This is a genomic window from Cupriavidus pampae (genome assembly GCF_914271485.1).
Classification (GTDB): domain Bacteria; phylum Pseudomonadota; class Gammaproteobacteria; order Burkholderiales; family Burkholderiaceae; genus Cupriavidus; species Cupriavidus pampae.
In genome coordinates, this window is record NZ_CAJZAG010000003.1 from 635,288 (window position 1) to 658,263 (window position 22,976).

The following is a 22,976-nucleotide window of genomic DNA, read 5'->3' on the forward strand; positions in this document are numbered from 1 at the left end:
TGACGCGCAGGCCTTTTTTCCCGCACCCTCTTATACTGTCGGACAAATCCGGTCCAGGCACCCGTCGTGGCGCCCACCGGATTCCACCAGGCACAATCCTCACACGTTCAGGCTGCCCTCATGCGTAAGTCGCTCAAGAACATTAGCCTTGTCTCAGTCGGCGTCGTTGCCGGCGTGCTCGCCACGCTGCAGATTTCGGCGACGGCGCAGAACTCATCCGGACCGCTACCGCTCGACCAGTTGCGGCTGATGTCCGATATCTTCGGGCAGATCAAGCGCGAATACGTTGAGCCGGTCGATGACAAGAAGCTGCTGACCGAAGCCGTCAAAGGCATGGTCGCCAGCCTCGACCCGCACTCGGCCTATCTGGACGAAAAAGACTTCAAGGAACTGCAGGAAGGCACGCGCGGCCGCTTCGCGGGTCTCGGCATCGAGATCTCGCAGGAAGAAGGCCTGGTCAAGGTGATCAACCCGATCGAGGACACGCCCGCGTTCCGCGCCGGCATTCAGCCGGGCGACCTGATCACGCGTATCGACGACAAGCCCGTGCGCGGCCTGCCGCTGGAGCAGGCGGTCAAGCGCATGCGCGGCGAGCCCGGTACCAAGGTCACGCTGACGATCTATCGCAAGAGCGAGGAACGCACGTTCCCCGTTTCAATCACCCGTGCCGAGATCCGTGTGCAGTCGGTCAAGGCCAAGATGCTCGACCATGACATCGGCTGGATCCGCCTGACCAGCTTCCAGGAGCGCACCGTCGCCGACCTGGGCCGCAGGCTGAATGAGATGGCCCAGAAGAACCCGAATCTGAAGGGCATCATCCTCGATCTGCGCAACAACGGTGGCGGTGTGCTGCAAGGCGCCGTGGGCGTGGCGGCGGCGTTCCTGCCCGAGGATGCGACCGTGGTCTCGACCAACGGCCAGGTACCCGACGCCAAGCGCGTGTACAAGGCGTCGTTCAACAACTATCGCCTGTCGTCGCTCGAGGACGATCCGCTCAAGGATCTGCCGCCGCTGTTCAAGAAGATTCCGATGGTCGTGCTGACCAACGCCTACTCGGCATCGGCTTCGGAGATCGTGGCCGGCGCGCTGCAGGATCACCACCGCGCGCTGATCATGGGCAAGACCACGTTCGGCAAGGGTTCGGTGCAGACCGTGCGTCCGCTGACCAACGACACCGGCATCAAGCTGACCATCGCGTACTACTACACGCCGACGGGCAAGTCGATCCAGGCCAAGGGCATCCGTCCGGACGTGCCGGTCGATCAGAACCCCGAGGGCGATCCCGACGACGCGCTGATTACGCGCGAGATCGATACCGAGCGCCACCTGCACAACAAGCAGGAATCGGAAGAACCGGAAATGGCCGAACGCGAGCAGCGTCGCGTGGAAGAACTGCGCCGCCTCGAGGAAGAAAACGCCAAGAAGTCGCCGGAGGAGCGCGAGAAGGAACGTCGCAAAAAGCCGGTGGAATTTGGTACCGCCGACGACTTCATGCTGCAGCAGGCCATCGCGCAGTTGAGCGGTCAGCCGGTCAAGCGTTCGAAGTCGCGCCTGGAACTCACTCAGGCCGCCGGCAAGCCGGACGAGAAGCCGGATGCCACCGCCAAGCCCGCCGCGAAGCCCGCGAGCAAGGCCACGCCGGCCAAGCCCGCGCAACCGGCCACGCAGCCGGCGCAGCCGCCCGCCAGCGCACCCGTTGGCGAACCGCTCGGCACGCCGACCGGCAAGGCGCGCTGATCCGGTAGCGCTGTTTCCCTCTCACACGGCCCGCGGTTTTCACGACAGCGGGCCGTTTTTGTTTTCAGCTTCGGTCTTGCCCCTGCCATGAACGACGATCAACTGCTGCGCTACTCGCGCCATATCCTGCTGGACGAATTCGGCATCGAAGGCCAGGAACGGCTGCTCGCGGCCCGGGCGCTCGTGATTGGCGCGGGTGGACTCGGCGCGGCCGCGCTGCCGTATCTGGCATCGGCTGGCGTGGGACATATCACGCTCGTCGATGACGACGACGTCGACCTGACCAACCTGCAGCGCCAGATCGTGCACACCACCGCGAACGTCGGACGCCCCAAGGTGGAATCCGCGCGCGAGGCGATGCTACGCATCAATCCCGACCTCGACATCCAGCTCATGCCCCAGCGCGTCAGCGACGCCGAGCTCGGGCCGCTGGTGGCACAGGCGGATGTGGTGCTCGACTGCTGCGACAACTTTGCCACGCGCCACGCGATCAATCGCGCATGCCTCGCGCACCGCGTGCCGCTGGTCTCCGGCGCGGCGCTGCGCTTCGACGGCCAGATCAGCGTGTATGACCTGCGCCAGCCCGATGCGCCCTGCTACGCATGCCTGTTCCCACCCTCCGAGCCCGCCTCGGAGGCGGCCTGCGCGACCATGGGCGTGTTTGCGCCGCTGGTTGGCATGGTGGGCACGGTACAGGCCGCGGAAGCGCTCAAGCTGCTGTCGGGCGTGGGTCAGCCACTGGCCGCACGGCTGCTGATGGTCAACGCACTGACGATGGAATGGACGGAGATGCGACTGGCGCGCGCGCCTGACTGCGAGGTGTGTGGGGGGAAATAGGGGAAGCTGGGGAGCTGTGGAGCTGGGAAGGTGTGGCGGTCATCGGTACCGGGCGCCCTGACGGCGGAGCAAACCGCGGGGCCCGATTACCAATGACTGGATGAGAGCAAGAATCCGAATGAGAACGGTTATTGCCTCATCGCGCACAAAGCGGTGACACCTGTCAGCGTCACGCGCCGCGCCGACCGCTGTCGAACATCGTTTCAGCGGCTGGCGGTACGACCGTGAGACCGGCGCTTATTGCTCGCCGGGCTCCATCTGCGATTGCAGATAGTTCTGCAGGCCAACCTTGTCGATCAGGTCGAGCTGCGTCTCGAGGTATTCGATGTGCTCTTCGGTATCGGTGAGGATATCGACGAGGATGTCGCGGCTGACGTAGTCACCGACGGACTCGCAATACGCGACGCCTTCCTTGACCGTGGTGTGAGCGGTCTGCTCCAGCTTCAGGTCGCACTTGAGCATTTCAGGCGTGTCTTCGCCGAGCAGCAGCTTGTGCAGATCCTGCAGGTTCGGCAGGCCGTCGAGCATCAGGATGCGGTCGATCAGGCGGTCGGCGTGCTTCATCTCGCCGATCGATTCCTTGTATTCGACATCGCCGAGCTTCTTCAGGCCCCAGTGGCGGTACATGCGGGCGTGCAGGAAATACTGGTTGATCGCGGTCAGCTCGTTCTTGAGCTGGGCGTTCAAATGCTGGATGACCTTCTTGTCACCTTTCATACGGGGCTCCTAGATGTGCAAACGGGCCCGCAGTCGGAATTGCGAAAGCACAAAAGCGCGCCGCGGTTTCTACCCGCTGGCACGCTTCATACTTCACACGAATTCAAATTGACGCAGACAACGACCTTAAGCAACAAGCTCGCTGCGCTGATCATTCGCGACTGCCGGGTCACGAGCGTCCATTATCGCACGTGAGGCAGAAGCCGAACAGGTAGAAATCTCCACAATCTGGATCGTGGAGATCGTGGAGACGGTAGGAGCGGGAGAGATATTACGTACTGCTGCCACGCCTTCGGCGAGGACCTGTCTTGCGCAGTCGGTGCAACGTCCGCAGCAAGTGCCAACGCCGAGGGTTTCGGCCAGCTCGTCCAGCGTCGAAACGCCAAGATGGGCAGCGCCATGAATCTCGTGATCGGTGACCTGGTTGCAGATGCAGACGTACACAACATACTCCTCGGGGGCTTGCGCGACACCGGCATGTCGGCGCGTTTGAGGAAGATTAACAGAGATCGAAAATGATAACAATTCCCATTAATCACCAATGGGCAATCGTTACAACTGCGCGCTGATTCCGCCACTTTCCCCCTGAAAAGTGACGGCCAATACATCACATGAAAACAATAACCCTAAAAACCTCAGGGTTGTGCGACGCGTTGGAGCGCCACGGCAAGGTCGTCGGGCTCGTACGAGCTCAGCACCTGGTCCACGAGCGGCCCGAGTCGTTCGCAGTCGGCATGGATGACCTCCTGCTTGACGCGCAATAGCTGCGACGGATGCATCGAGAACTCGCGCAGCCCCATGCCCAGCAGCAACCGCGTCATGGCGGGGTCGCCCGCCATTTCGCCGCACACGGCGACGGGCACGCCGGCCCGGTTGGCCTCGCGGATGGTGCGCGCCACGAGTTCCAGCACGGCCGGGTGGCAGGGATCGTAAAGGTGCGCCACGGCGTTGTCGGCACGGTCGATCGCCAGCGTGTACTGGATCAGATCGTTGGTGCCAATGGACAGGAAGTCCATGCGGCGCAGGAACAGCGGCAGCAGCAGCACCGCCGCCGGAATCTCGATCATGGCGCCGACCTTCACGCCTGGGTCGTATGGCAGCCCGCGCTCGTCGAGCTGGCGCTTGGCCTGTGCGATCAGGTCCAGTGTCTGGTCGATCTCGCTGGCGTGCGCGAGCATCGGAATCAGCAGCCGCACCGGCCCGAAGGCCGAGGCGCGCAGCAGCGCGCGCAACTGCGTGAGGAACATCGCCGGCTCCGACAGCGACCAGCGGATCGCGCGCAGACCCAGTGCCGGGTTCGGCGCGGTCTCGAAATCGTCGTTGCGGGAATCGAGCGGCTTGTCGGCGCCAATGTCGATCGTGCGGATCGTCACCGGCAGACCGTGCATCGCCTCTACCGCGCCGCGATAGGCCGCGAACTGCTCGTCCTCGCCGGGCAGTGCGTCGCGCCGGTTCATAAACAGGAATTCCGAGCGGAACAGCCCCACGCCCACGGCGCCGGCCGCGAGCGCCGCACCCGCATCCTCGGCCATCTCGATATTGGCGAGCAGCTCGATCTCGAGGCCGTCGAGCGTGACCGCCGGCGTATGCCGCAGCCGCTGCAGGCGCTTTTTCTCGAGCGCGCGCTCGCTCTGGCGATGGCGGTACTCCTCGAGGATGATCGGCGACGGATCGACGATCACGAGGCCGGCATCGCCGTCGATGATGATCCAGTCGTCCTGCCGGATCAGCTCGCTTGCGCTCTTCACGCCCACCGCGGCGGGGATATCGAGACTGCGCGCGACGATCGCGGTGTGCGAGGTGCGCCCGCCGAGATCGGTGACAAAGCCGTGGAAGACCGTGTGGCGGAACAGGAGCATGTCCGCCGGCGAGATATCGTGCGCAACCACGATCACGCCTGGCGCGGCCTCGCCGTCGGGTGCCAGCGCGGGTACCGGCGCCGGGGCAAGCACGGGTGCGCCCGCTAGCACCTTGAGAATCCGCTCGACCACCTGCTCGATATCGGCCTTGCGCTCGCGCAGGTATTCGTCCTCGATCTCGTCGAACTGGCGCATCAGCTCCTCGAGCCGCGTGGTCAGCGCCCATTCCGCGTTATAGCGGCGGGTGCGGATCAGCATCTCGGGTTCCTCGGACAACGCTTCGTCGTCGAGGATCATGGCGTGCACGTCGAGGAAGGCGCCCATCTCTTCTGGCGCATCGCGCGGCAGGTCCCGCTTCAGTGTCACCAGCTCCGCGCGTACCGCCGCCCTCGCCCCACGCAATCGCTCGACCTCCGCATCGAGCCGGTCTTCATCGACCAGATAGTGCGAGACGTCGAGCGCCGCGGGCGCGAGGATATGGGCGCGCCCGATGGCGACCCCACGCGAAACCGGAATGCCGTGCAAGGCAAAGGGCATGAACCGCTCCGTTCAGGAACGTTGAAGAATGAGCCGTGCGAGCCTTTGCTCGCGGTCGTTATGTGTTACTCACCCTCGCCGAAGCGATTGGCGATCAGCGCCAGTAGCGCGTCCATCGCCTCCTGCTCGTCGGGACCGTCGGTTTCCAACGTGACCGTGGAGCCGATGCCTGCTGCAAGCATCATCACCCCCATGATGCTTTTGGCGTCGACCTGCCGCCCGTTGCGTGACATCTTGACCTGACTGGAGAACTTTCCCGCCAACTGCGTCAGCTTGGCCGAGGCCCGGGCATGCAGCCCGAGCTTATTGATGATGGTGGTGTCCCTCTGCAGCATATTTATCGGGGTGGTTGGCTTGTTGGTTCTGGACGGTGGTCGCGCCGACCTGCAGCACGCCTTGCGCGCCGCCCGCCAGGGCCTTGGTTGCGAGCTGGTCGAGCTTCTCCGCGCGGTAGCAGATGGCACGGACCAGCATGGGCAGATTGACGCCGGCTAGCACCTTGACGCGGCCGGGTTCGGCCAGGCGCGCGGCGATGTTCGCCGGCGTAGCGCCAAAGATGTCGGTCAGCACGAGCGCGCCGTTCTCCTCGCAGAGCCCGGCCAGACGTCGTCGGGCCTCGGCCAGCACGGCTGCGGGATCGGCGTCGGGAACGACATCGATGGCCTCGAGCTTCGGCGGCTGGCCGCAGTAAACGTGGGCAGCACAATCGCGCAGCGCCGAAGCCAGCGGTGCGTGCGCGATGATCAGAATTCCTGCCATGGTGGTGAGCGCGTTGGGATGCCGGAATTGTAGCAGGCGCCCCTTCGTGCTATTCGGCTAATGCCCCATTGCCGGGAATTCCCCGCGGGGAACTCCCATACTGTGGCGCGCTAGCGTCGGCGCGCCTCCGCGACGGCCGACTCGAGCGCGTCGATGAACATGCCCGCGACGTCGAAGCCGGTCTGCTGCGTGATCTCCTGGAAACACGTCGGGCTCGTCACATTGACCTCGGTCAGGTAGTCGCCAATCACGTCCAGGCCCACCAGCAACAGACCCTGCTCCCACAGCCCCGGCGCCAGCGTCTCGGCGATCTCGCGGTCGCGCACGGTCAGTTCCTGCGCACGGCCCAGACCTCCGGCGGCCAGGTTGCCACGGATCTCGCTGCCCTGCGGAATGCGGGCCAGCGAATACGGCACGGGCTTGCCGCCGATCAGCAGCACGCGCTTGTCACCTTCCTTGATGGCCGGGATAAAGCGCTGGACCATCAGCGTGCGCGCGCCGTTGTCACCGAGCGTCTCGACGATCGACCCGAGATTCATGCCGTCCGGGCCGACGCGGAAAATCCCCATGCCCCCCATGCCGTCGAGCGGCTTGACGATGATATCGCCGTGCTCGGCATGGAACGCGCGGATGCGGTCGGCATCGCGCGTCACGAGCGTCGGCGTGACGAACTGCGGATAGCGGCCGATCGCCAGCTTTTCCGAGTGGTCGCGGATCGCGCGCGGACGGTTGAAAATGCGTGCGCCCTGATCCTCGGCGAGCTCCAGCATCCACGTGCTGGTCACGTATTCCATGTCGAACGGCGGATCCTTGCGCATCAGCACCGCATCGAACGCAGTGAGCGGCTGACGCGCCGGATCGCCCAGGCGGAACCAGTCGTGCGCGTCATCCAACAACGCCAGCGGACGGACCGTGGCCTCGACCACGTTGTCCGCGAGCGACAGCTGCGACTGCAGGCAGAAGAACAGCTCGTGCCCGCGGGACGCCGCCTTGGTCATCATCGCGTAGGTGGAGTCCTTGTACGTCTTGAAGGTCTCGAGCGGATCGGTGATGAAGAGAATGCGCATGGTCTTCGCGGCTGGTAGGTCAGAAGGTCGGATTCAGAGGATCGGGTTCGGGTCGGTCTTCTCGAGCTCGATCGACGCGGCCAGCAGGGCGAGACGTGCCACCACGCCGTACATATAGAAGCGGTTCGGCACCGCGGCACCCGGCTTGGCGTGGCTGTCCGGAATGCCGTTGGGCGCGAACGCGAGCGGCACGAAGTGCATGCCCGGCGCGTTCAGGTTCTCGTCGTTGCCGCGGCCCGTGTGCACGCGATAGAAGCCGCCCACCACATAACGGTCGATCATGTAGACCACCGGCTCGGCCACGGCCTCGTTGACCTTCTCGAACGTGTGCACGCCTTCCTGGATGATGACGTCGGAGACCTCGAGGCCTTCCTTGACGACGCTCATCTTGTTGCGTTCCTTGCGGTTCAGGCCCTTGACCTCGGACGGATCGCGCACGGTCATGATGCCCATGCCATAGGTGCCGGCATCGGCCTTGACCACCACGTACGGCGTTTCCTTGATGCCGTACTCGCGGTACTTCTTCGCAACCTTTTTCAGCACGCCTTCCACCGCGTCGGCCAGCTCCTCCTCGCCCACGCGCTCGTGGAAGTCCACACCCGAAGTGCGCGCGAAGTAGGGATTGACCATCCACGGATCGATATCGATCAGGCGCGCGAACTTCTTGGCCACCTCGTCATAGGCGGCGAAGTGGCTGGTCTTGCGGCGCGTGGACCAGCCCGCATGCACCGGCGGCAACAGGTACTGCTCGTTGATGTTCTCGAGCACGGCCGGCACGCCGGCCGACAGGTCATTGTTGAGCAGGATGGTGCAGGGGTCGAAGTTCTCGAGGCCCAGGCGGCGGCCCTTGGTGCCCAGCCGCGCCAGCGGCTCGACCACGAGGGTCTGGCCGTCGGGCAGCTCGATCGGGGTCGGCTCGGTAATGTCTTCCGAGAGCGAGCCCAGCCGCACGTTGAGACCAGCTTGACGCATGATCAGCGACAAACGCGCCACGTTCTGCAGATAGAACACGTTGCGCGTGTGACGCTCGGGGATCAGCAGCAGGTTTTTGGCATCCGGGCAGATCTTCTCGATCGCGGCCATCGCGGCCTGCACGGCCAGCGGCAGCATCTCGGGCGCGAGGTTGTTGAAACCGCCCGGAAACAGGTTGGTATCGACCGGCGCCAGCTTGAAGCCAGCATTGCGCAGGTCCACCGAACAGTAGAACGGAGGCGTATGTTCCTGCCATTCCAGCCTGAACCAGCGCTCGATGGACGGCGTGGCGTCCAGAATCTTCTTTTCCAGTTCGAGCAGTGGACCGTTCAGAGCGGTGATGAGATGCGGGACCATATCCATCCTAATTGATCGTCTTTATTGTCCGCCCCGATTGTAGAGGAACGGCCAATAGCCTGCAGGCATGGTTCTCATAACGTTATGAGCATGCTGGTGTCTGGACCGGATATGGGGACGGCCGTGCGGATTTCAAACGCTTGCTGGGAAGAGCCAAAAAACCCAGAAACGCGACGGCGGGAGTCGCGAAACAAAAAAAAAGCGCGGCGGGAGCCGCGCTTTCAAATGGCCTGACAGATACGGGGAGCGTTCTGCAGGTGGAGGAAACTGCCTCACTCGCACTGTATGTGCGCTCTCCCTTAAAGACAATTGAGACTTTTTAAGATCGGAGTTAAGCACTCTGCGAATTGTTACAACCCCGATGACAACCCCACCCCCGGCACCCGTTGCGGCGCCTCGCATCGCGCGGCGCGGAAAAGAAAAAGCCCGGCACAAGGCCGGGCAAAACTCCTGAGAGAAGATTCCCAATCAGCTCTCCAGCACAACACTTTTGTGGATCACACCTCGTAAGCGGTCTCGCCGTGGGAGGTGATGTCCAGACCTTCGCGTTCTTCCTCTTCGGGGACGCGCAGGCCAATCAGCATGTCAACCAGCTTGAAGGCGACCAGAGCCACCACGCCCGACCACACCACGGTGGTCAGCACACCTTCGAACTGGATCCAGACCTGTCCGGCGATCGAGTAGTCGTCCGCCACCTTGTTGGCCACGTAGTCGTAGATGCCCACGCCACCGAGGCTCGGTGCCGCGAACACGCCGGTCAGCAGCGCGCCGACGATACCGCCCACGCCGTGCACGCCGAACACGTCGAGCGAGTCGTCCATGCCGAGCATGCGCTTGAGACCGGTCACGCCCCACAGGCACAGCAGGCCGGCAACCAGGCCCATCACGATCGAGCCCATCGGGCCGACGAAGCCGGCAGCCGGGGTGATGGCCACGAGGCCGGCGACGGCACCCGAGGCGCCACCGAGCATCGAAGGCTTGCCCTTGCCGATCCACTCACCGAAGGTCCACGACAGCACTGCGGCGCAGGTGGCCAGCAGCGTGTTGACGAAGGCCAGTGCAGCGCCGCCGTTGGCTTCCAGGCCCGAACCGGCATTGAAGCCAAACCAGCCGAACCACAGCAGCGAGGCGCCAACCATCGTGAACGTCAGGCTGTGCGGACGAATCGCTTCACGACCGAAGCCGATACGCTTGCCGTACATGAAGGCACCCACCAGACCGGCGACAGCGGCGTTGATGTGCACCACGGTACCGCCGGCGTAGTCGAGCGCGCCCTTCTGGAACAGCCAGCCGGCCTTGGAGGTCGCGGCCGTCGCGGCAGCGGCGTCGGTGTAGGCGTCCGGACCCGGCCAGAACCAGACCATATGGGCCATCGGGATGTACGAGAACGTGAACCACAGCACCACGAACACGAGCACCGCCGAGAACTTGGCGCGCTCGGCGAAAGCGCCGATGATCAGGCCGCAGGTGATGGCCGCGAACGCGCACTGGAACGCGAAGAAGCCCAGTTCCGGCACGACCACACCCTTGCTGAAGGTTGCGCCAACGGCATCGACGTTGAGGCCCTTCATGAAGAGACGATCGGTACCGCCGAAGAAGGCATTGCCTTCCGTGAATGCGAAGCTGTAGCCGTAGATCGCCCACAGGATCGACACCAGCGAGAAGATCACCAGGCACTGCATCAGCACCGAGAGCATGTTCTTCGAACGCACCAGGCCGCCGTAGAACAGCGCGAGACCGGGCAGCGTCATCAGAATCACGAAGGCCGTGCAGACCAGCAGCCAGGCCGTGTCGCCCTTGTTGGGAACGAGCGCCGGCGCCGCGGCGGGTGCGGCTTCGGCAGCTGCGGCCGGTGCGGCAGCAGCGGGCGCGGCAGCAGGTGCGGCGGCCGCTGCCGGTGCGGATGCTTCGGCGGCGGGCTTGTCCTGCGCCACGGCATGCGTGGACAGGCCGAGGCCGGCTGTGCCGAGTGCCAGCGTCATTGCGCCGGCTGTCAGGAATCGCTTGAACCAGGTTTTCATTGGATTAACCTCTTGTCTTTGTGTCTCTGTCTCACAGGGCATCGCCGCCGGTCTCGCCGGTGCGGATGCGAATGACCTGCTCGATCGGTGCAATAAAAATCTTGCCGTCACCGATCTTGCCGGTGCGCGCGGATTTCTCGATGGCTTCGATGGCGCGATCGACCACGTCGTCCGGCACGGCGACTTCGATCTTCACCTTCGGAAGGAAGTCGACGATGTACTCGGCGCCGCGATAGAGCTCTGTATGCCCTTTCTGGCGGCCGAAGCCCTTGACCTCGGTCACGGTAATGCCAGACACGCCGACGTCGGACAGCGCTTCGCGCACCTCGTCGAGCTTGAACGGCTTGATGACTGCAATGATGAGTTTCATCGGGTTTCTCCTGTTGGCGGCGCCGTGCACGGCGCCGTCCGGCCGGATGCGTGTTTAGAAAGTCTTGGTAAGCGATGCCCAGGCCGTGGCCTTGCCCACGTAGCGGCCGCGCGTGTTCGTGTAGACGGACTTGTCGGCGTTCGTGTCGATGTACGCGACGGCGACCGAGAAGCCCTTGCCCAGGTCCTTCGTCAGGCCGATCTTCCAGTCCGTGTACGACGCGTCGCTGAAGTTCTTCACGCCCTGATAGCCCACGTGGGCGTTGAACGTCAGGTCCCAGAAGTTCAGCGGCACGTTCGCATTCAGGTCGACGTAGTAGCTGTTCTTGCTGTCGTCGAAGCCGAACAGGTTGGTCACTGCGTGCGAATACTTCAGGAACACCGGGCCCCAGCCAATGCCGGCATATAGTTCAGTGGTGTACGGACGCGTCGTTGTGTAGCCGCCCGGGTAGTAGTACTCGAGCACGCCGACGTCGTAGTTGAATTCGAGGTCGGAGACCTTGAAGGTGTTCTTGTAGCCGCCGTAGAAGTCCATCTCCACCGGAGCCGACACCGACGAATCGGCGTCCTCGAGCCAGCTGATGCTCGAGTTCCAGTTACCGATGTAGAAGCCGCTGGAGTGCGAATAGTCGAAACCACCCTGGATCGCCGGACGACGATTGGTCTGGCTGATACCGCGATAGCGGTAGTCGGTCACCAGCGCGACGTTGGCAGAGAACGTGTGCGGGGACGCTTCCTCGGCGGGCGCTGCGGCGGGGGCCGCGGCATCCGGCGCGCTCTGTGCGAGCGCGGCGGATGCGGCAAGGCTCAACAGGACCGCACTGACGCTGACTGCGAGGGTCGACTTCTTCATGGGTGATTCCTCCTTTTCCTCAATCTCTTCGTGGGCTCGGTAAAGCGATGTCTTGAGTTCTTTCCGCGGCGCCGCTCTTGTTGGGCGGTTGGCTCTTGTGACTCCATTACTGCAACAGGCGTGCCAGCCTGTATCGCGAATGAAATTTTCGAACGATTTGCGGGTCGAAAGGCTATACAAGCGTCGCCAAAACCACTTTTTGTCAATGCAATGACAGCAGTCGTGCTTTCACGAAAACACGAAAAGATGCGGGCAAACCCTTGTCACGGCTTTCATGGCGGGCGCTGAAGGGCCATAATCCGCGTCATGCGGGGGCCGGAAAGTTGTGTAACCTGCGCGCGGTCATGGATGGGGCGATTCGGGGTCAGGCGGCGGGTTCGCCAGATGCCAACGCCCCAATCAAGTGCACGACCATGGCGCACCCAGCACACTGGGCCGCGCACATGCACAAACAAGGTGCGAGCGTGCGGAACGCGGCGCAAGCCCCCACGAATCGTCATTCGTTTTTTAAGGAGTTCGCCATGAAACCGACCGATCTCTTCAATGATCTGCAGAGCAAGGTCAGCGAGGCGCTGCGCAATTCGCCGGCCAAGGACATCGAAAAGAATGTGCGCAGCATGATGAGCCAGGGCTTTGCGCGCCTGGACCTCGTGACGCGCGAGGAATTCGACGTGCAGTCCCAGGTGCTGGCCCGTACGCGCGCGCGATTAGAAGAGCTGGAGACGCGCGTGGCCGAACTCGAGCGCAAGCTCGGGGCCGGTGGCACTCCCACGGGGACCGGCGGCGTCTGACGACTGCCCGAGTTTCCCGCCCACGCGCAGAAGGCCGCCAGCAATGGCGGCCTTCTTGTTTTTAAGTCGCCCCCTGACTTAAGACAATCAAGACACCATGAGTCTGGCCGTATTGCGCAGCCGCGCGCTGACGGGCATCGACGCGCCGCCCGTATCGGTGGAGATCCACCTGGCCAATGGCCTGCCCGCGTTCAATATCGTCGGGCTTGCGGACACGGAAGTCCGGGAGGCGCGCGAGCGCGTGCGGGCCGCGCTGCTGCACGGCGCGTTCGACTTTCCGAACCGGCGCATCACCGTCAACCTCGCCCCGGCCGACCTGCCGAAGGAGTCGGGCCGCTTCGACCTTGCCATCGCCGTCGGCATCCTCGCCGCTAGCGGGCAATTGCCGGGCGACCGACTCGACGATTGCGAGTTCGTGGGTGAACTGTCACTGTCGGGCGAGCTGCGCCCGGTGCGCGGAGCGCTCGCGATGGCGATGGGGCTCGCGCAGGACAACGCCATGCGCGCGCAGATCGACGCAGCGCCGCGCGCGTTCGTGGTACCGGCAGGCAATGGTTCCGAGGCCGCACTGATCGACGGCCTGCGCGTATTGCCGGCCGCCACGCTGGCGGAGGTCTGCGCGCATCTGACCGGCAAGCCCGAGCAGCAGCTGGGCACCGCGCGCGCGCCTTCGCTCGACACGAGCCCTGTTACGGCGCTCGACATGAAAGACGTGCGCGGGCAGCTGCAGGCGCGGCGCGCGATGGAGATCGCGGCAGCCGGGCAGCACTCGGCGTTGCTCGTCGGGCCACCGGGGACGGGCAAGTCGATGATTGCGCAGCGCTTTGCCGGGCTGTTGCCGCCGATGACGCAGGCGGAAGCGCTCGAAGCCGCGGCGGTGTTGAGCCTGACGACGGTTGGGTTCCAGCCGTCGCTATGGGGGCGCCGGCCGTTCCGCGCGCCGCATCACACGGCGTCCGCGGCGGCGATGGTGGGTGGCGGCGGCAATCCGCGGCCCGGCGAGATCTCGCTCGCGCATCACGGCGTGCTGTTCCTGGACGAGTTGCCCGAGTTTGAACGACGCGTGCTGGAGGTTCTGCGCGAGCCGCTCGAGACCGGGCACATCACAATCTCGCGCGCCGCCGCTCACGCCGACTTTCCGGCGCGCTTCCAGTTCATCGCGGCCATGAACCCGTGCCCGTGCGGGTACCTCGGCCACCCTACGCGACCGTGCCGTTGCACGCCGGATCAGATCCGGCGCTACCAGTCGCGCGTGTCGGGGCCGCTGTTGGACCGTATCGACCTGCAGATCGAGCTGCCGGCGCAGAGTCACGAAGAAATGCTCGATGGGCCCGCCGGCGAGGCCAGCGACGTGGTGCGCGCGCGGGTCATTGCCGCGCGTGAGCGGCAGCTCGCGCGTCAGGACAAACCCAATGGCGATCTTGGTGGCCGCGAGATCGACACGCTGTGTCCGCTCGACGACGCCGCTTGCGCGCTGCTGCGCGGCGCGATGCACAAGCTGGCATGGTCGGCCCGCGCGTATTTCCGCGTGCTGAAGGTGGCGCGCACGATCGCCGACCTCGACGGCACGGAAACGCTGGCGGTGCGCCACGTGGCCGAGGCCATCCAGTATCGCCGCGCGTTGCGGGGCGGCTAGCGTCAGCGTGCGGCTCAGTCGAGCACTGGCGGTTCCACCGGGGGTGGCGGAGGTTCCTCGATGGGCGGGAGATCCGGCGGGTGGCCCGGCGGCGGCGGGGCTTCCGGTGGGGGTTCCCGGTGGGCGTGGAGGGGAAATGCCTGGCGCATGGGCGCTCCTGCGGTTGGATACTGCAGTGGATGCTTCCCATTGAAGCAAACCGGAGCAGCGTTCGCCACCCGCGGTTTGCTTGCGCGCCTCAGATGTCCAGGGTCAAGCGTGATGTCGTCGCACGAAGAACAGCGCGGTCCCCACGGCCATCAACACGCTGCCGAAGAAGCGGTTCTGCCAGCGCAGCGCGCGCGCGTTGCGAAACAGGCCCTGCATGCGCGAGGCAAGCAGCGCGTAGCCGTGCATCACGGTCACGTCGACCGCGCACATCGTCAGCGCGAGAATCGCCAGTTGTGCCGCGAGTGGGTGCGTGGTGTCGATAAACTGCGGCAGCACGGCGACCATGAACACGATGCCCTTTGGGTTGGTCGCGTTGGTCAGCACGCCCGTGGCGAACCGGCGCTGACGGCTCATGGTCGGCACGCGCGCCGGGGCCGCGCTGCCGCCATCCCCATCCGCCGCCACGCGTGCGCGCCATTGCTGAATGCCGAGGTAGATCAGGTACAGCGCGCCGACCGTCTTGACCGCCACGAACGCGGTTTCCGAGGCCAGCAGCAACGCGCCGAGGCCGCCGCCCGCGATCAGCAGCACCATGACCAGCCCGACCTGCAGCCCCAGAATCGTGGTGGTCGCGCGACGTACGCCGTATGACAGGCCGTGGCTCATCGACAGCACCGCGCCCGATCCCGGTGACACCGCGATGACCCAGCATGCCGCGAAATAGGCGACCCAGACTTCCCAACGCATTCTCTTCTCTCCCTTCGTTTCAATACGGATGAAAGCCGGTCAGGAACTGCTCGACCTGCTCGGCCTGACGTTGATCGCGCGCGGCGTCGCCGGCCTCGAGCACCACCGCCTGATATACGTGCCGGCCCGATGCCACGAGCCGCGCGGTGAGCCGTCGCGGTGACTGATCCTGCGGCGAGATGCCGGACACCTGCACCTCCACCGCATCGAGCGCCAGCGCCGGCTGCACCGCGGTCATGACCTTGACCGCGCGCGTCTGCGGCGGGTTGTCGGTGTGCGCACCCAGGTTCGCCGTCAGCCCCGCCTGCATCGATGCGAGTGCCTGCTGGCGCAGCGCGGGATCGTCCTCGGGCAGCGTGACCACGCCCACCGCGAACAGCGTGTCGTCGATGCGCGCGGCCTCCATGGTCATTGGCAGCTTGCGGCCCGCAACCGCCACCTCGCGCGCGGCGCGCGTGGGCTTGGCGGGATAGAGCGCAGCATAGCCGCCCTCGCTCGAGACGGTGGTGCGCCAGTCGTAGCGCGGCGAACAGGCCGCCAGCGCGCCGGCAAACAAGATCAACAGCAGGAGTCGTGACATGCGTGGGCGTGGTGGGGGACGGCCGGAACGTGCGACAACCAACGACATTCGCCGGCGCAAATCGCTATTATCCGGGAAAGCCTTGTTCAGGTGACACCATGTCCGCCCTCCCCCGCTCCTTGCCATCGTTTCTACTGCCCGCCGTTGCCGCGCTGCTGATCGCCGTGGCAGGCCCGGCATCGGCCGCCACTGCGGATCATCTGCCGTGGATGACCGACCTGCCCGCGCAGGCAGCCGCCGCCAGCAAGGCCGGCGAGCCGCTCGTAGTGCTGGTCAGCCTGCCCGGCTGCACTTATTGCGAAGCCGTGCGCCGCAACTATCTGGCGCCGCAGGCGGCTGCGGGCGAGATTCGCGTGCGCGAGATCGATATGAGCGCGGACACGCCGCTGCGCGATGTGGACGGCACCATGACCACCGCGCGAGCCTGGGCCCGCGCGCGCAATATCAGCGCGGCGCCGACAGTGCTGTTCCTCGACCCGCGCGGACGCAACGCCGCCGCGCCGCTGCGCGGCATGCAGCCGGACTTCTACGGCGCCTATTTCGAGCAGGCGCTCGATGCGGCACGCGAGAAGGTGGCCGTCGCGCGCTGATCGCCGCACCTGCGGCCGAATGACGCAGCCCTGCCGCCAATCAGCACGCCGGCCAACGACATCGCGCGCGCGGCAGTAGAATAGACGCCACTCCGGGCCCCCACCCCGTCCATCCAACGGACCGCATCATGTCGACCTCCGCTTCTTCCGGCAGCAAACGCCTGCCCATCGCCATCGCCGCCCTCGTCATCGTGGCCGTGCTTGGCTGGTTTGGTTTCCGCGCGCTGTCCCCGGCTTCGGCCGCCCCGGCTGCCACGTTCACGCTGCTGTCCGGCGAAAAGGTCAGCACCGCCGAGCTCAAGGGCAAGGTCTATATCCTCAATTTCTGGGCCACGAGCTGCACCACGTGCGTGAAGGAAATGCCGGACATGGTCCGCACGTATCAGCAGTTCAAGGACAAGGGGCTCGAATTCGTCGCGGTAGCGATGAACTACGATCCGCCGATGTACGTGATGAACTACGCCAAGACGCGCGAACTGCCGTTCAAGGTGGCGATGGACTCCGATGGCGCCGCCGCCAAGGCGTTCGGCAATGTGCAGCTGACGCCGACCACGTTCGTCGTGGACAAGAACGGCAAGATCCTCAAGCGCTACGTGGGCGAGCCCGAGTGGGATGCGCTGCACAAGCTGCTGGAGGACGCGCTGGCAACGTAAGCTAAGCGCCCTCGCCGGTTGCAGAAAGGTGCCGCAAGGCACCTTTTTTGTTGCGCGCGATGTTGTGATGCGACCACCCCCGCGCAGGTTCGGGGCGTCGCGCCTTGCCTCCGCAGGCTGTATGGATATACAGTGGGCGCCAGCTTTCTCTCCGCCGCCCCTCCCGTGTCCATTGAACTTGCCCCCGACGTCACTTCATCAGTGTCGCCTGACGATCCGCCCGCCTATCTGGCCAAGCTCAACCCCGAGCAGCGCGCGGCCGTGGAACACGCGGGCGATGCGCCGCTGCTGATCATCGCCGGCGCGGGCTCGGGCAAGACCAACACGCTCGCCCATCGCGTCGCGCATCTGGTGCTGGGCGGCACCGATCCGCGCCGCATCCTGCTGCTGACATTCTCGCGTCGCGCCGCCGCCGAAATGGGCCGGCGTGTCGAACGCATCGTCGATCAGGCGCTCGGCACGCAGACCGGTGCAGGCCGCGCGGCCTTGCAATGGTCAGGCACGTTCCACGCGCTCGGCGCGCGACTGCTGCGCGAGTATGCGGAGACGCTGGGCCTGGCGCCGACGTTCACGATCAGCGATCGCGGCGACTCGGCCGACCTGATGCACGTAGTGCGGCACGACCTCGGCTTGTCGGAGCAGACCTCGCGCTTTCCGCGCAAGGAGACCTGCCTCGCGATCTATTCGCGCGTGGTCAATACGCAGTTGCCACTCGAGGTCGTGCTGAAGACGCAATTCCCGCGCTACACGATGTGGGCCGAGGCGCTCAATGGTCTGTTCGCGGGCTACGTGGAAGCCAAGCAGAAGCAGCAGGTGCTCGATTACGACGACCTGCTGCTGTACTGGGCGCAGGCGATGCAGGAGCCGGCCATCGCGCAGGATATGGGCGCGCGCTTCGACCATGTGCTGGTCGACGAGTATCAGGACACCAATGCCTTGCAGGCGTCGATCCTGCTCGCGCTCAAACCCGATGGGCGTGGCCTGACCGTCGTGGGCGACGACGCGCAGTCGATCTACGCGTTTCGCGGTGCCACGGTGCGCAACATCCTCGACTTCCCGTCGCACTTTACGCCGGCCGCGCATCAGGTCACGCTCTCGCAGAACTATCGCTCGACGCAGCCGATCCTGCGCGCCGCCAACGCGGTCATCGGTCTCGCGGCGGAGCGCTTTACCAAGGACCTGTGGTCCGAGCGCGAATCCGCGGAAAAGCCCGGCGTGGTGGTGGTCAACGACGAGGCCGATCAGGCGCGCTTTGTGGTCGAGCAGGTGCTTGCGCGGCGCGAGGCGGGACTCTCGCTGATGTCGCAAGCCGTGCTGTTTCGCGCGGCCGATCACAGCGCGCAGGTCGAGATCGAACTCGCGCGCCGCAATATCCCGTTCGTGAAGTTCGGCGGGTTGAAGTTCCTCGAATCCACACACGTCAAGGACGTGATGGCCGTGCTGCGCTGGTTCGAGAATCCGCGCGATCGCATGGCGGGATTTCGCACGCTGCAGTTATTGCCGGGCGTCGGGCCCAAGACCGCCGGGCGCGTGCTCGATGGCCTCGATGGCGCGATGGCCCCCCTGGATGCGCTGTCGGCGTTCGAGCCACCACCGGCCGCCGCGCCCGCATGGACCGAGCTGCTGGCGCTTGCCGATGCGCTGATGGCGCCGACAACCGCATGGCCCTCCGCGTTCGAGCAGGTGATTGCGTGGTACGGGCCGCATCTCGAGCGATTGCACGACGATGCGGCCGCGCGGCAGGCCGACCTGCAACAACTCGAACGCATCGCCGCCACCTATGCCTCGCGCGAACGCTTTCTGACCGAGCTGACGCTAGACCCGCCCAGCGCGTCGAGCGACGAATCGGGCGTGCCGTCGCGCGACGAGGACTATCTGATCCTGTCGACGATCCATTCGGCCAAGGGGCAGGAGTGGAAGGCCGTGTACGTGCTCAATGCGGTGGATGGGTGCATGCCCTCCGATCTCGCGACCGGTACGACCGAGGAGATCGAGGAAGAACGACGACTGATGTATGTGGCGATGACGCGGGCCAAAGATCATCTCGATGTGATCGTGCCGCAGCGCTTCTACGTGCATCAGCAGGTCGGCTTCGGCGACAAGCATGTGTACGCGTCGCGCACTCGCTTTCTGCCGAACCGCGTGATGACAAATTTCTACAGCCGCTCGTGGCCGCCGCCGCCGATGCCGGGCGAGGCACCCGCGAAGGCGCCGCTGCCGAAGATGGATCTGGCGGGGCGTATGCGCGGGATGTGGAAATAGTCCCGCGCGGTCTTCAAAGGCCGTAGCGCTTGATCTTGTCGTAGAGCGTGGCCTTGCCGACCTGCAGCAGATCGGCGGCCTGGCTGACCGCGCCGCCGGTGCGCGCAAGCACATCGGCGATGACCGCGCGTTCGTAGTGCTCCATACGCTCGCGCAGCGGCTGCGAGTCGGGCTGCAGATCATCATGCGCATCCGCCCTGCCGTGATTGCCTTCGGGCACACCCAGCACAAAGCGATCGGCCGCATTGCGCAGCTCGCGGACGTTACCGGGCCACGGGCGCTGCATCAGCGCCTGCCGCTGCATCTCCGACAGGATCGGCGCGGGCCGTTGGTAGCGCACCGCGGCCACCAGCATGAAGTGTTCGAACAACGGCACGATGTCCTCGCGCCGGTCGCGCAGCGGCGGCAGCGGAATCGTGACGACGTTGAGCCGGTAATAGAGGTCTTGCCGAAACAACCCCTGCTCGACCAGCGCCTCCATATCGCCCTTGGCCGCCGCGACGATGCGCACATCGATGCGAATCGATGCATTGGAGCCGAGCCGTTCCAGCGTGCCTTCCTGCAGCACACGCAGCAGCTTTACCTGCAGCGCCAGCGGCATGCTCTCGATCTCGTCAAGAAACAGCGTGCCGCCCGACGCATGCTCGAGCTTGCCGACGCGGCGCTTGCCCGCGCCGGTGAACGCGCCGGCCTCGTGGCCAAACATCTCGCTCTCGAAGATCGACTCCGGCACCGCGCCGCAATTGAGCGCGATAAACGGCGCATCGCGGCGCGTGGACAGCGCGTGCAGGCTGCGCGCGGCGAGCTCCTTGCCGGTGCCGGTCTCCCCATTGATCATGACGGGCACATCGGTGGCGGCAACGTTGGCGATAAGCGCGCGCACCTGATCGATGGCCGGCGAACGGCCAATGATGCGCGTGCCCGCCGCAGGCCCGGCCAGTTCGCGCCGCAGCGCGACGTTCTCGAGCTCCAGCGCGCGGCGTTCGAGCGCGCGCCGCACGGTATCGGTCAGGCGGTCGGCACCGAATGGCTTCTCGATGAAATCGTAGGCACCTTCGCGCATCGCCTGCACGGCCATCGTGATATCGCCGTGGCCCGTGACCAGAATCACGGGCACGCCCGGCGCCACGTTGCGGCAATGATGAAGCAGGTCCAGCCCACTCGCGCCAGAGAGGCGCACGTCGGTGACCAGCACGCCGGGAAAATCCGGCGCGAGGTGCGGCATCGCCGCTTCCGCGGATGGCAGCGCCAGCACGGAGAACCCGGCCAGTTCGAGGCTCTGCGCGGTGGCCTGGCGCACCAGCGGCTCATCCTCGACGAACAACACCTTCAGACCGTCTTGCATGTCAGTACCCCTGCTCTTTAACTATGAACGGGCTGATGGGCCCGCCGCAGCGTGACGACAAACTCGGCACCGCCATCCACATTGCGCGCCACCAGCTGCCCACCGAACTCGCGCACGATCGACGACGAAATGGCGAGGCCAAGGCCAAGGCCCTGACCGATTTCCTTGGTCGTGAAGAACGGCTCGAACAGCCGCGGCAGCGCTTCGGCCGCGATGCCGCCGCCGTTGTCGCGCACCGCTACCGTGACGAGCGGCTCGTCCGTATTCACGATGATGTCGATATGCCCGGCCACGCGCGCCGACGCGATCGCATCGAGCGCGTTGCCGACGAGGTTCAGCAGCACCTGCTCGAGCTTGAGTTCATCGGCCCACACGGCAATCTCGCTCGCGACATCGTCGGTCTCGGGGGGCTCGCCAAGGCCGTGCACGACGATGGCCGTGCCGGCGGCGCGCGGCGCCGTGATCGCCAGCACGTGATCGATCGCGGCGCGCACACGCACCGCATTGCGCCGCGGCCGCGCCTTGCCCGCGAACAGCTTGAGCTGGCTCGTGATCTTGCCCATGCGCGCGGTCAGGTCCGCGATCGCGGAAAGGTTGCCGGTGGCGGCGTCGAGCTGGCCACGTTCGAGCAGCACGCGCGTGTTGTCCGAGAACGTGCGCAGCGCGGCCAGCGGCTGGTTGAGTTCGTGCGTGATGCCGGCGGCCATCTGCCCAAGCGCCGCCAGCTTGCTCGCCTGCACGAGTTCGTCCTGGGTGGCGCGCAGTTCCTTCTCCGCGCGCGTGCGCTCGACCACCTCACCCTCCAGTTGCTCGTTGATCGCCATCAGGTCTGCCGTGCGCGCTTCTACCCGGCGTTCCAGTTCGTCGTAGGCGGCTTCGAGCAACCGCCGGCTGTATTGCATGTCGCGCGCGCGCTGACGGCGCTGGCGCAGGTTGACGAGCATCAGGCAGATGCACGCGTAAGCGAGCGCCGCGCCGATGGTCGCATTGCGCGCGGCGGCCAGCACCGGATCGAGCGGCGCCATCACCTGCATGGTCCATCCCGCGGGGCCCACCGCGCGGCTGACTTCGAGGAAGCGGCCATGATCGTCTTCGAGGTCTTCAAGGCTGGGGCCGGCCGCCGCGCCGGCCGTCTGGGGCGCGGGCGGGTTGGCGCCCACGCGCACCAGCCGCGCGCCGTCGGACAGCGTGGTGCCGGCGAGCCAGCGCGTGATCGGCGACATCAGCGGCTCCAGCGGCAGCGGCGTGACGTCCTTGTCGTGATACTGGCGCGTGTTGTAGAGCTCGGCCTGCAGGTCCTGCGGCAGCGGCCGCAACGTGCGGTACTGCCAGGCCGGCACCGAGGACAGGAAGATCACGCCGTGGTCATCGCTGACCATCAGCGGCTCCGCGCTGCCACCGCCGGCGCGCTGGAACCATTCGAGATTGAGCTTGACCACCGTCACGCCGATGACCTTGCCGTCCGCCTCCACCGGCTGCGCGATGTAGTAGCCGGGCTCGTCGCTGGTCACGCCGATCGCATAGAAACGGCCGACCTCGCCACGCGACGCGATCTGGAAGTACGGACGGAAACGGTAGTCGGTGCCGACGAAGCTGCCCGGCTCGCCATGATTGCTGGCGGCCAGCGCGATGCCGTTGGCGCCGATGACATAGGTGGCCGAGGCGCGCGCGCGGCGGTTGACGTCGACGAGGTAGGCATTGGCCGCGTCGATACGCGCCTGGTCATGCGGATTCCGCAATAGCTCCCGCACGAACGGGTGCAGCGAGACCAGAGAGGGAAGGAATTCGTAGCGGTCGAGCGTGCTCTCGAGCGTGGCTGCGTAGCGATCCGCGCGTGTGGCGGTCGATTGTTGCAGCCCGGCAATGCCGCGCTGCACCGAGATCAGCCACGTGAGTGCGCATAGCACGAGTAGCCCGGCCGTCAGCGCGGCCGCGAACGCCCACCAGCGCGACATGGCACCCGACCCATCCGGTGCGTGCGGCGGGTGTGCATCGCCGGGGGCGGCGGGGTCGTGGACTGCCAGGAAATCGTCGGAATGGGGCATCGGCGCGCGCAGGGGATCTGGCGCCGATGATACCCGCTGACGATGATCGCCTGCGGGTGCGGGGGAAGCGGCGCCGATCGAACGATCGGCGC

Annotated in this window: 21 protein-coding genes; 7 read left to right on the top strand and 14 right to left on the bottom strand. The window is 65.6% G+C overall.

Annotated features, from left to right (window positions below; all coding sequences use genetic code 11):
- The first annotated feature begins 120 nt into the window (after positions 1 to 120).
- Together LDO41_RS10565 and LDO41_RS10570 are read left to right on the top strand one after the other, a co-directional pair.
- A complete protein-coding gene (locus tag LDO41_RS10565; RefSeq protein ID WP_223986497.1) occupies positions 121 to 1,737 on the top strand; it encodes a S41 family peptidase in 1,617 nt (538 codons plus the stop codon).
- 87 nt (positions 1,738 to 1,824) lie between these two features.
- Positions 1,825 to 2,574: a HesA/MoeB/ThiF family protein gene (locus LDO41_RS10570; protein ID WP_223986500.1), complete on the top strand. Its 750-nt coding sequence runs from the start codon at positions 1,825 to 1,827 to the stop codon at positions 2,572 to 2,574.
- A gap of 237 nt (positions 2,575 to 2,811) precedes the next feature.
- Here the strand turns inward: LDO41_RS10570 and bfr are convergent, their stop codons facing one another.
- From bfr to LDO41_RS10620, 10 genes are all read right to left on the bottom strand, one after another.
- A complete protein-coding gene (bfr, locus tag LDO41_RS10575; protein WP_223986502.1) occupies positions 2,812 to 3,291 on the bottom strand; it encodes a bacterioferritin in 480 nt (159 codons plus the stop codon).
- Positions 3,292 to 3,417: 126 nt separating this feature from the next.
- Positions 3,418 to 3,735, bottom strand: coding sequence for a (2Fe-2S)-binding protein (locus LDO41_RS10580; RefSeq protein WP_223986505.1), 318 nt, complete (start codon positions 3,733 to 3,735; stop codon positions 3,418 to 3,420).
- A gap of 191 nt (positions 3,736 to 3,926) precedes the next feature.
- Positions 3,927 to 5,687, bottom strand: coding sequence for a phosphoenolpyruvate--protein phosphotransferase (ptsP, locus tag LDO41_RS10585; protein ID WP_223986508.1), 1,761 nt, complete (start codon positions 5,685 to 5,687; stop codon positions 3,927 to 3,929).
- A 65-nt stretch (positions 5,688 to 5,752) separates the two neighbouring features.
- The gene (locus tag LDO41_RS10590; protein WP_150372940.1) at positions 5,753 to 6,022 is read right to left on the bottom strand and encodes an HPr family phosphocarrier protein; all 270 of its coding nucleotides are present in this window, start codon (positions 6,020 to 6,022) and stop codon (positions 5,753 to 5,755) included.
- Complete coding sequence (locus LDO41_RS10595) at positions 5,991 to 6,446, bottom strand: PTS sugar transporter subunit IIA (RefSeq protein ID WP_223986524.1); 456 nt, start codon at positions 6,444 to 6,446, stop codon at positions 5,991 to 5,993. The genes LDO41_RS10590 and LDO41_RS10595 overlap by 32 nt, the downstream gene beginning before the upstream one ends.
- A gap of 110 nt (positions 6,447 to 6,556) precedes the next feature.
- Positions 6,557 to 7,513, bottom strand: a complete 957-nt coding sequence (gene gshB / locus LDO41_RS10600) for a glutathione synthase (RefSeq protein ID WP_223986527.1) — start codon at positions 7,511 to 7,513, stop codon at positions 6,557 to 6,559.
- 33 nt (positions 7,514 to 7,546) lie between these two features.
- Entirely contained in the window at positions 7,547 to 8,842 is a 1,296-nt protein-coding gene (gshA, locus tag LDO41_RS10605) for a glutamate--cysteine ligase (RefSeq protein WP_223986530.1), read from the bottom strand.
- Between the two features lie 497 nt (positions 8,843 to 9,339).
- Positions 9,340 to 10,863, bottom strand: coding sequence for an ammonium transporter (amt, locus tag LDO41_RS10610; RefSeq protein WP_223986533.1), 1,524 nt, complete (start codon positions 10,861 to 10,863; stop codon positions 9,340 to 9,342).
- Between the two features lie 31 nt (positions 10,864 to 10,894).
- Positions 10,895 to 11,233, bottom strand: a complete 339-nt coding sequence (locus LDO41_RS10615; RefSeq protein WP_109582230.1) for a P-II family nitrogen regulator — start codon at positions 11,231 to 11,233, stop codon at positions 10,895 to 10,897.
- Positions 11,234 to 11,287: 54 nt separating this feature from the next.
- Positions 11,288 to 12,085: a TorF family putative porin gene (locus LDO41_RS10620; RefSeq protein ID WP_223986550.1), complete on the bottom strand. Its 798-nt coding sequence runs from the start codon at positions 12,083 to 12,085 to the stop codon at positions 11,288 to 11,290.
- Between the two features lie 521 nt (positions 12,086 to 12,606).
- On the opposite strand from LDO41_RS10620, the gene LDO41_RS10625 reads away from it, so the two are divergent.
- Both LDO41_RS10625 and LDO41_RS10630 read left to right on the top strand, forming a co-directional pair.
- Complete coding sequence (locus LDO41_RS10625; RefSeq protein ID WP_223986553.1) at positions 12,607 to 12,876, top strand: accessory factor UbiK family protein; 270 nt, start codon at positions 12,607 to 12,609, stop codon at positions 12,874 to 12,876.
- Between the two features lie 97 nt (positions 12,877 to 12,973).
- Positions 12,974 to 14,512: a YifB family Mg chelatase-like AAA ATPase gene (locus LDO41_RS10630; RefSeq protein ID WP_223986556.1), complete on the top strand. Its 1,539-nt coding sequence runs from the start codon at positions 12,974 to 12,976 to the stop codon at positions 14,510 to 14,512.
- A gap of 252 nt (positions 14,513 to 14,764) precedes the next feature.
- On the opposite strand, the gene LDO41_RS10635 is transcribed toward LDO41_RS10630, so the two are convergent.
- Both LDO41_RS10635 and LDO41_RS10640 read right to left on the bottom strand, forming a co-directional pair.
- A complete protein-coding gene (locus tag LDO41_RS10635) occupies positions 14,765 to 15,409 on the bottom strand; it encodes a LysE family transporter (protein ID WP_223986585.1) in 645 nt (214 codons plus the stop codon).
- Positions 15,410 to 15,428: 19 nt separating this feature from the next.
- The gene (locus tag LDO41_RS10640) at positions 15,429 to 15,989 is read right to left on the bottom strand and encodes a hypothetical protein (protein WP_223986586.1); all 561 of its coding nucleotides are present in this window, start codon (positions 15,987 to 15,989) and stop codon (positions 15,429 to 15,431) included.
- A gap of 98 nt (positions 15,990 to 16,087) precedes the next feature.
- On the opposite strand from LDO41_RS10640, the gene LDO41_RS10645 reads away from it, so the two are divergent.
- From LDO41_RS10645 to LDO41_RS10655, 3 genes are all read left to right on the top strand, one after another.
- Positions 16,088 to 16,579 carry a SoxW family protein gene (locus tag LDO41_RS10645; RefSeq protein ID WP_223986589.1) on the top strand — a complete coding sequence of 164 codons (492 nt, stop codon included), beginning with the start codon at positions 16,088 to 16,090 and terminating at the stop codon, positions 16,577 to 16,579.
- 128 nt (positions 16,580 to 16,707) lie between these two features.
- On the top strand, positions 16,708 to 17,232 hold the full coding sequence (locus tag LDO41_RS10650) for a TlpA disulfide reductase family protein (protein ID WP_223986604.1): 525 nt from the start codon (positions 16,708 to 16,710) through the stop codon (positions 17,230 to 17,232).
- Positions 17,233 to 17,397: 165 nt separating this feature from the next.
- Positions 17,398 to 19,494, top strand: a complete 2,097-nt coding sequence (locus LDO41_RS10655; protein WP_223986607.1) for an ATP-dependent helicase — start codon at positions 17,398 to 17,400, stop codon at positions 19,492 to 19,494.
- Positions 19,495 to 19,507: 13 nt separating this feature from the next.
- On the opposite strand, the gene LDO41_RS10660 is transcribed toward LDO41_RS10655, so the two are convergent.
- Both LDO41_RS10660 and LDO41_RS10665 read right to left on the bottom strand, forming a co-directional pair.
- The gene (locus LDO41_RS10660) at positions 19,508 to 20,839 is read right to left on the bottom strand and encodes a sigma-54-dependent transcriptional regulator (RefSeq protein WP_223986610.1); all 1,332 of its coding nucleotides are present in this window, start codon (positions 20,837 to 20,839) and stop codon (positions 19,508 to 19,510) included.
- Positions 20,840 to 20,856: 17 nt separating this feature from the next.
- Positions 20,857 to 22,884 (bottom strand): sensor histidine kinase, encoded by a 2,028-nt coding sequence (locus LDO41_RS10665; RefSeq protein ID WP_223987078.1) that lies wholly within the window; start codon positions 22,882 to 22,884, stop codon positions 20,857 to 20,859.
- Between the last annotated feature and the right edge of the window lie 92 nt (positions 22,885 to 22,976).

Bases quoted from the DNA above. Each gene is read 5' to 3' on its own strand.
- bfr (WP_223986502.1), bottom strand. From the start codon at position 3,291: ATGAAAGGTGACAAGAAGGTCATCCAGCATTTGAACGCCCAGCTCAAG.
- LDO41_RS10660 (WP_223986610.1), bottom strand. From the start codon at position 20,839: ATGCAAGACGGTCTGAAGGTGTTGTTCGTCGAGGATGAGCCGCTGGTG.
- LDO41_RS10565 (WP_223986497.1), top strand. From the start codon at position 121: ATGCGTAAGTCGCTCAAGAACATTAGCCTTGTCTCAGTCGGCGTCGTT.
- gshB (WP_223986527.1), bottom strand. From the start codon at position 7,513: ATGCGCATTCTCTTCATCACCGATCCGCTCGAGACCTTCAAGACGTAC.
- LDO41_RS10640 (WP_223986586.1), bottom strand. From the start codon at position 15,989: ATGTCACGACTCCTGCTGTTGATCTTGTTTGCCGGCGCGCTGGCGGCC.
- LDO41_RS10645 (WP_223986589.1), top strand. From the start codon at position 16,088: ATGTCCGCCCTCCCCCGCTCCTTGCCATCGTTTCTACTGCCCGCCGTT.
- LDO41_RS10620 (WP_223986550.1), bottom strand. From the start codon at position 12,085: ATGAAGAAGTCGACCCTCGCAGTCAGCGTCAGTGCGGTCCTGTTGAGC.
- LDO41_RS10570 (WP_223986500.1), top strand. From the start codon at position 1,825: ATGAACGACGATCAACTGCTGCGCTACTCGCGCCATATCCTGCTGGAC.
- LDO41_RS10635 (WP_223986585.1), bottom strand. From the start codon at position 15,409: ATGCGTTGGGAAGTCTGGGTCGCCTATTTCGCGGCATGCTGGGTCATC.
- LDO41_RS10625 (WP_223986553.1), top strand. From the start codon at position 12,607: ATGAAACCGACCGATCTCTTCAATGATCTGCAGAGCAAGGTCAGCGAG.
- LDO41_RS10650 (WP_223986604.1), top strand. From the start codon at position 16,708: ATGTCGACCTCCGCTTCTTCCGGCAGCAAACGCCTGCCCATCGCCATC.
- LDO41_RS10630 (WP_223986556.1), top strand. From the start codon at position 12,974: ATGAGTCTGGCCGTATTGCGCAGCCGCGCGCTGACGGGCATCGACGCG.
- ptsP (WP_223986508.1), bottom strand. From the start codon at position 5,687: ATGCCCTTTGCCTTGCACGGCATTCCGGTTTCGCGTGGGGTCGCCATC.
- amt (WP_223986533.1), bottom strand. From the start codon at position 10,863: ATGAAAACCTGGTTCAAGCGATTCCTGACAGCCGGCGCAATGACGCTG.
- LDO41_RS10615 (WP_109582230.1), bottom strand. From the start codon at position 11,233: ATGAAACTCATCATTGCAGTCATCAAGCCGTTCAAGCTCGACGAGGTG.
- LDO41_RS10665 (WP_223987078.1), bottom strand. From the start codon at position 22,884: ATGCCCCATTCCGACGATTTCCTGGCAGTCCACGACCCCGCCGCCCCC.
- LDO41_RS10595 (WP_223986524.1), bottom strand. From the start codon at position 6,446: ATGGCAGGAATTCTGATCATCGCGCACGCACCGCTGGCTTCGGCGCTG.
- LDO41_RS10590 (WP_150372940.1), bottom strand. From the start codon at position 6,022: ATGCTGCAGAGGGACACCACCATCATCAATAAGCTCGGGCTGCATGCC.
- gshA (WP_223986530.1), bottom strand. From the start codon at position 8,842: ATGGTCCCGCATCTCATCACCGCTCTGAACGGTCCACTGCTCGAACTG.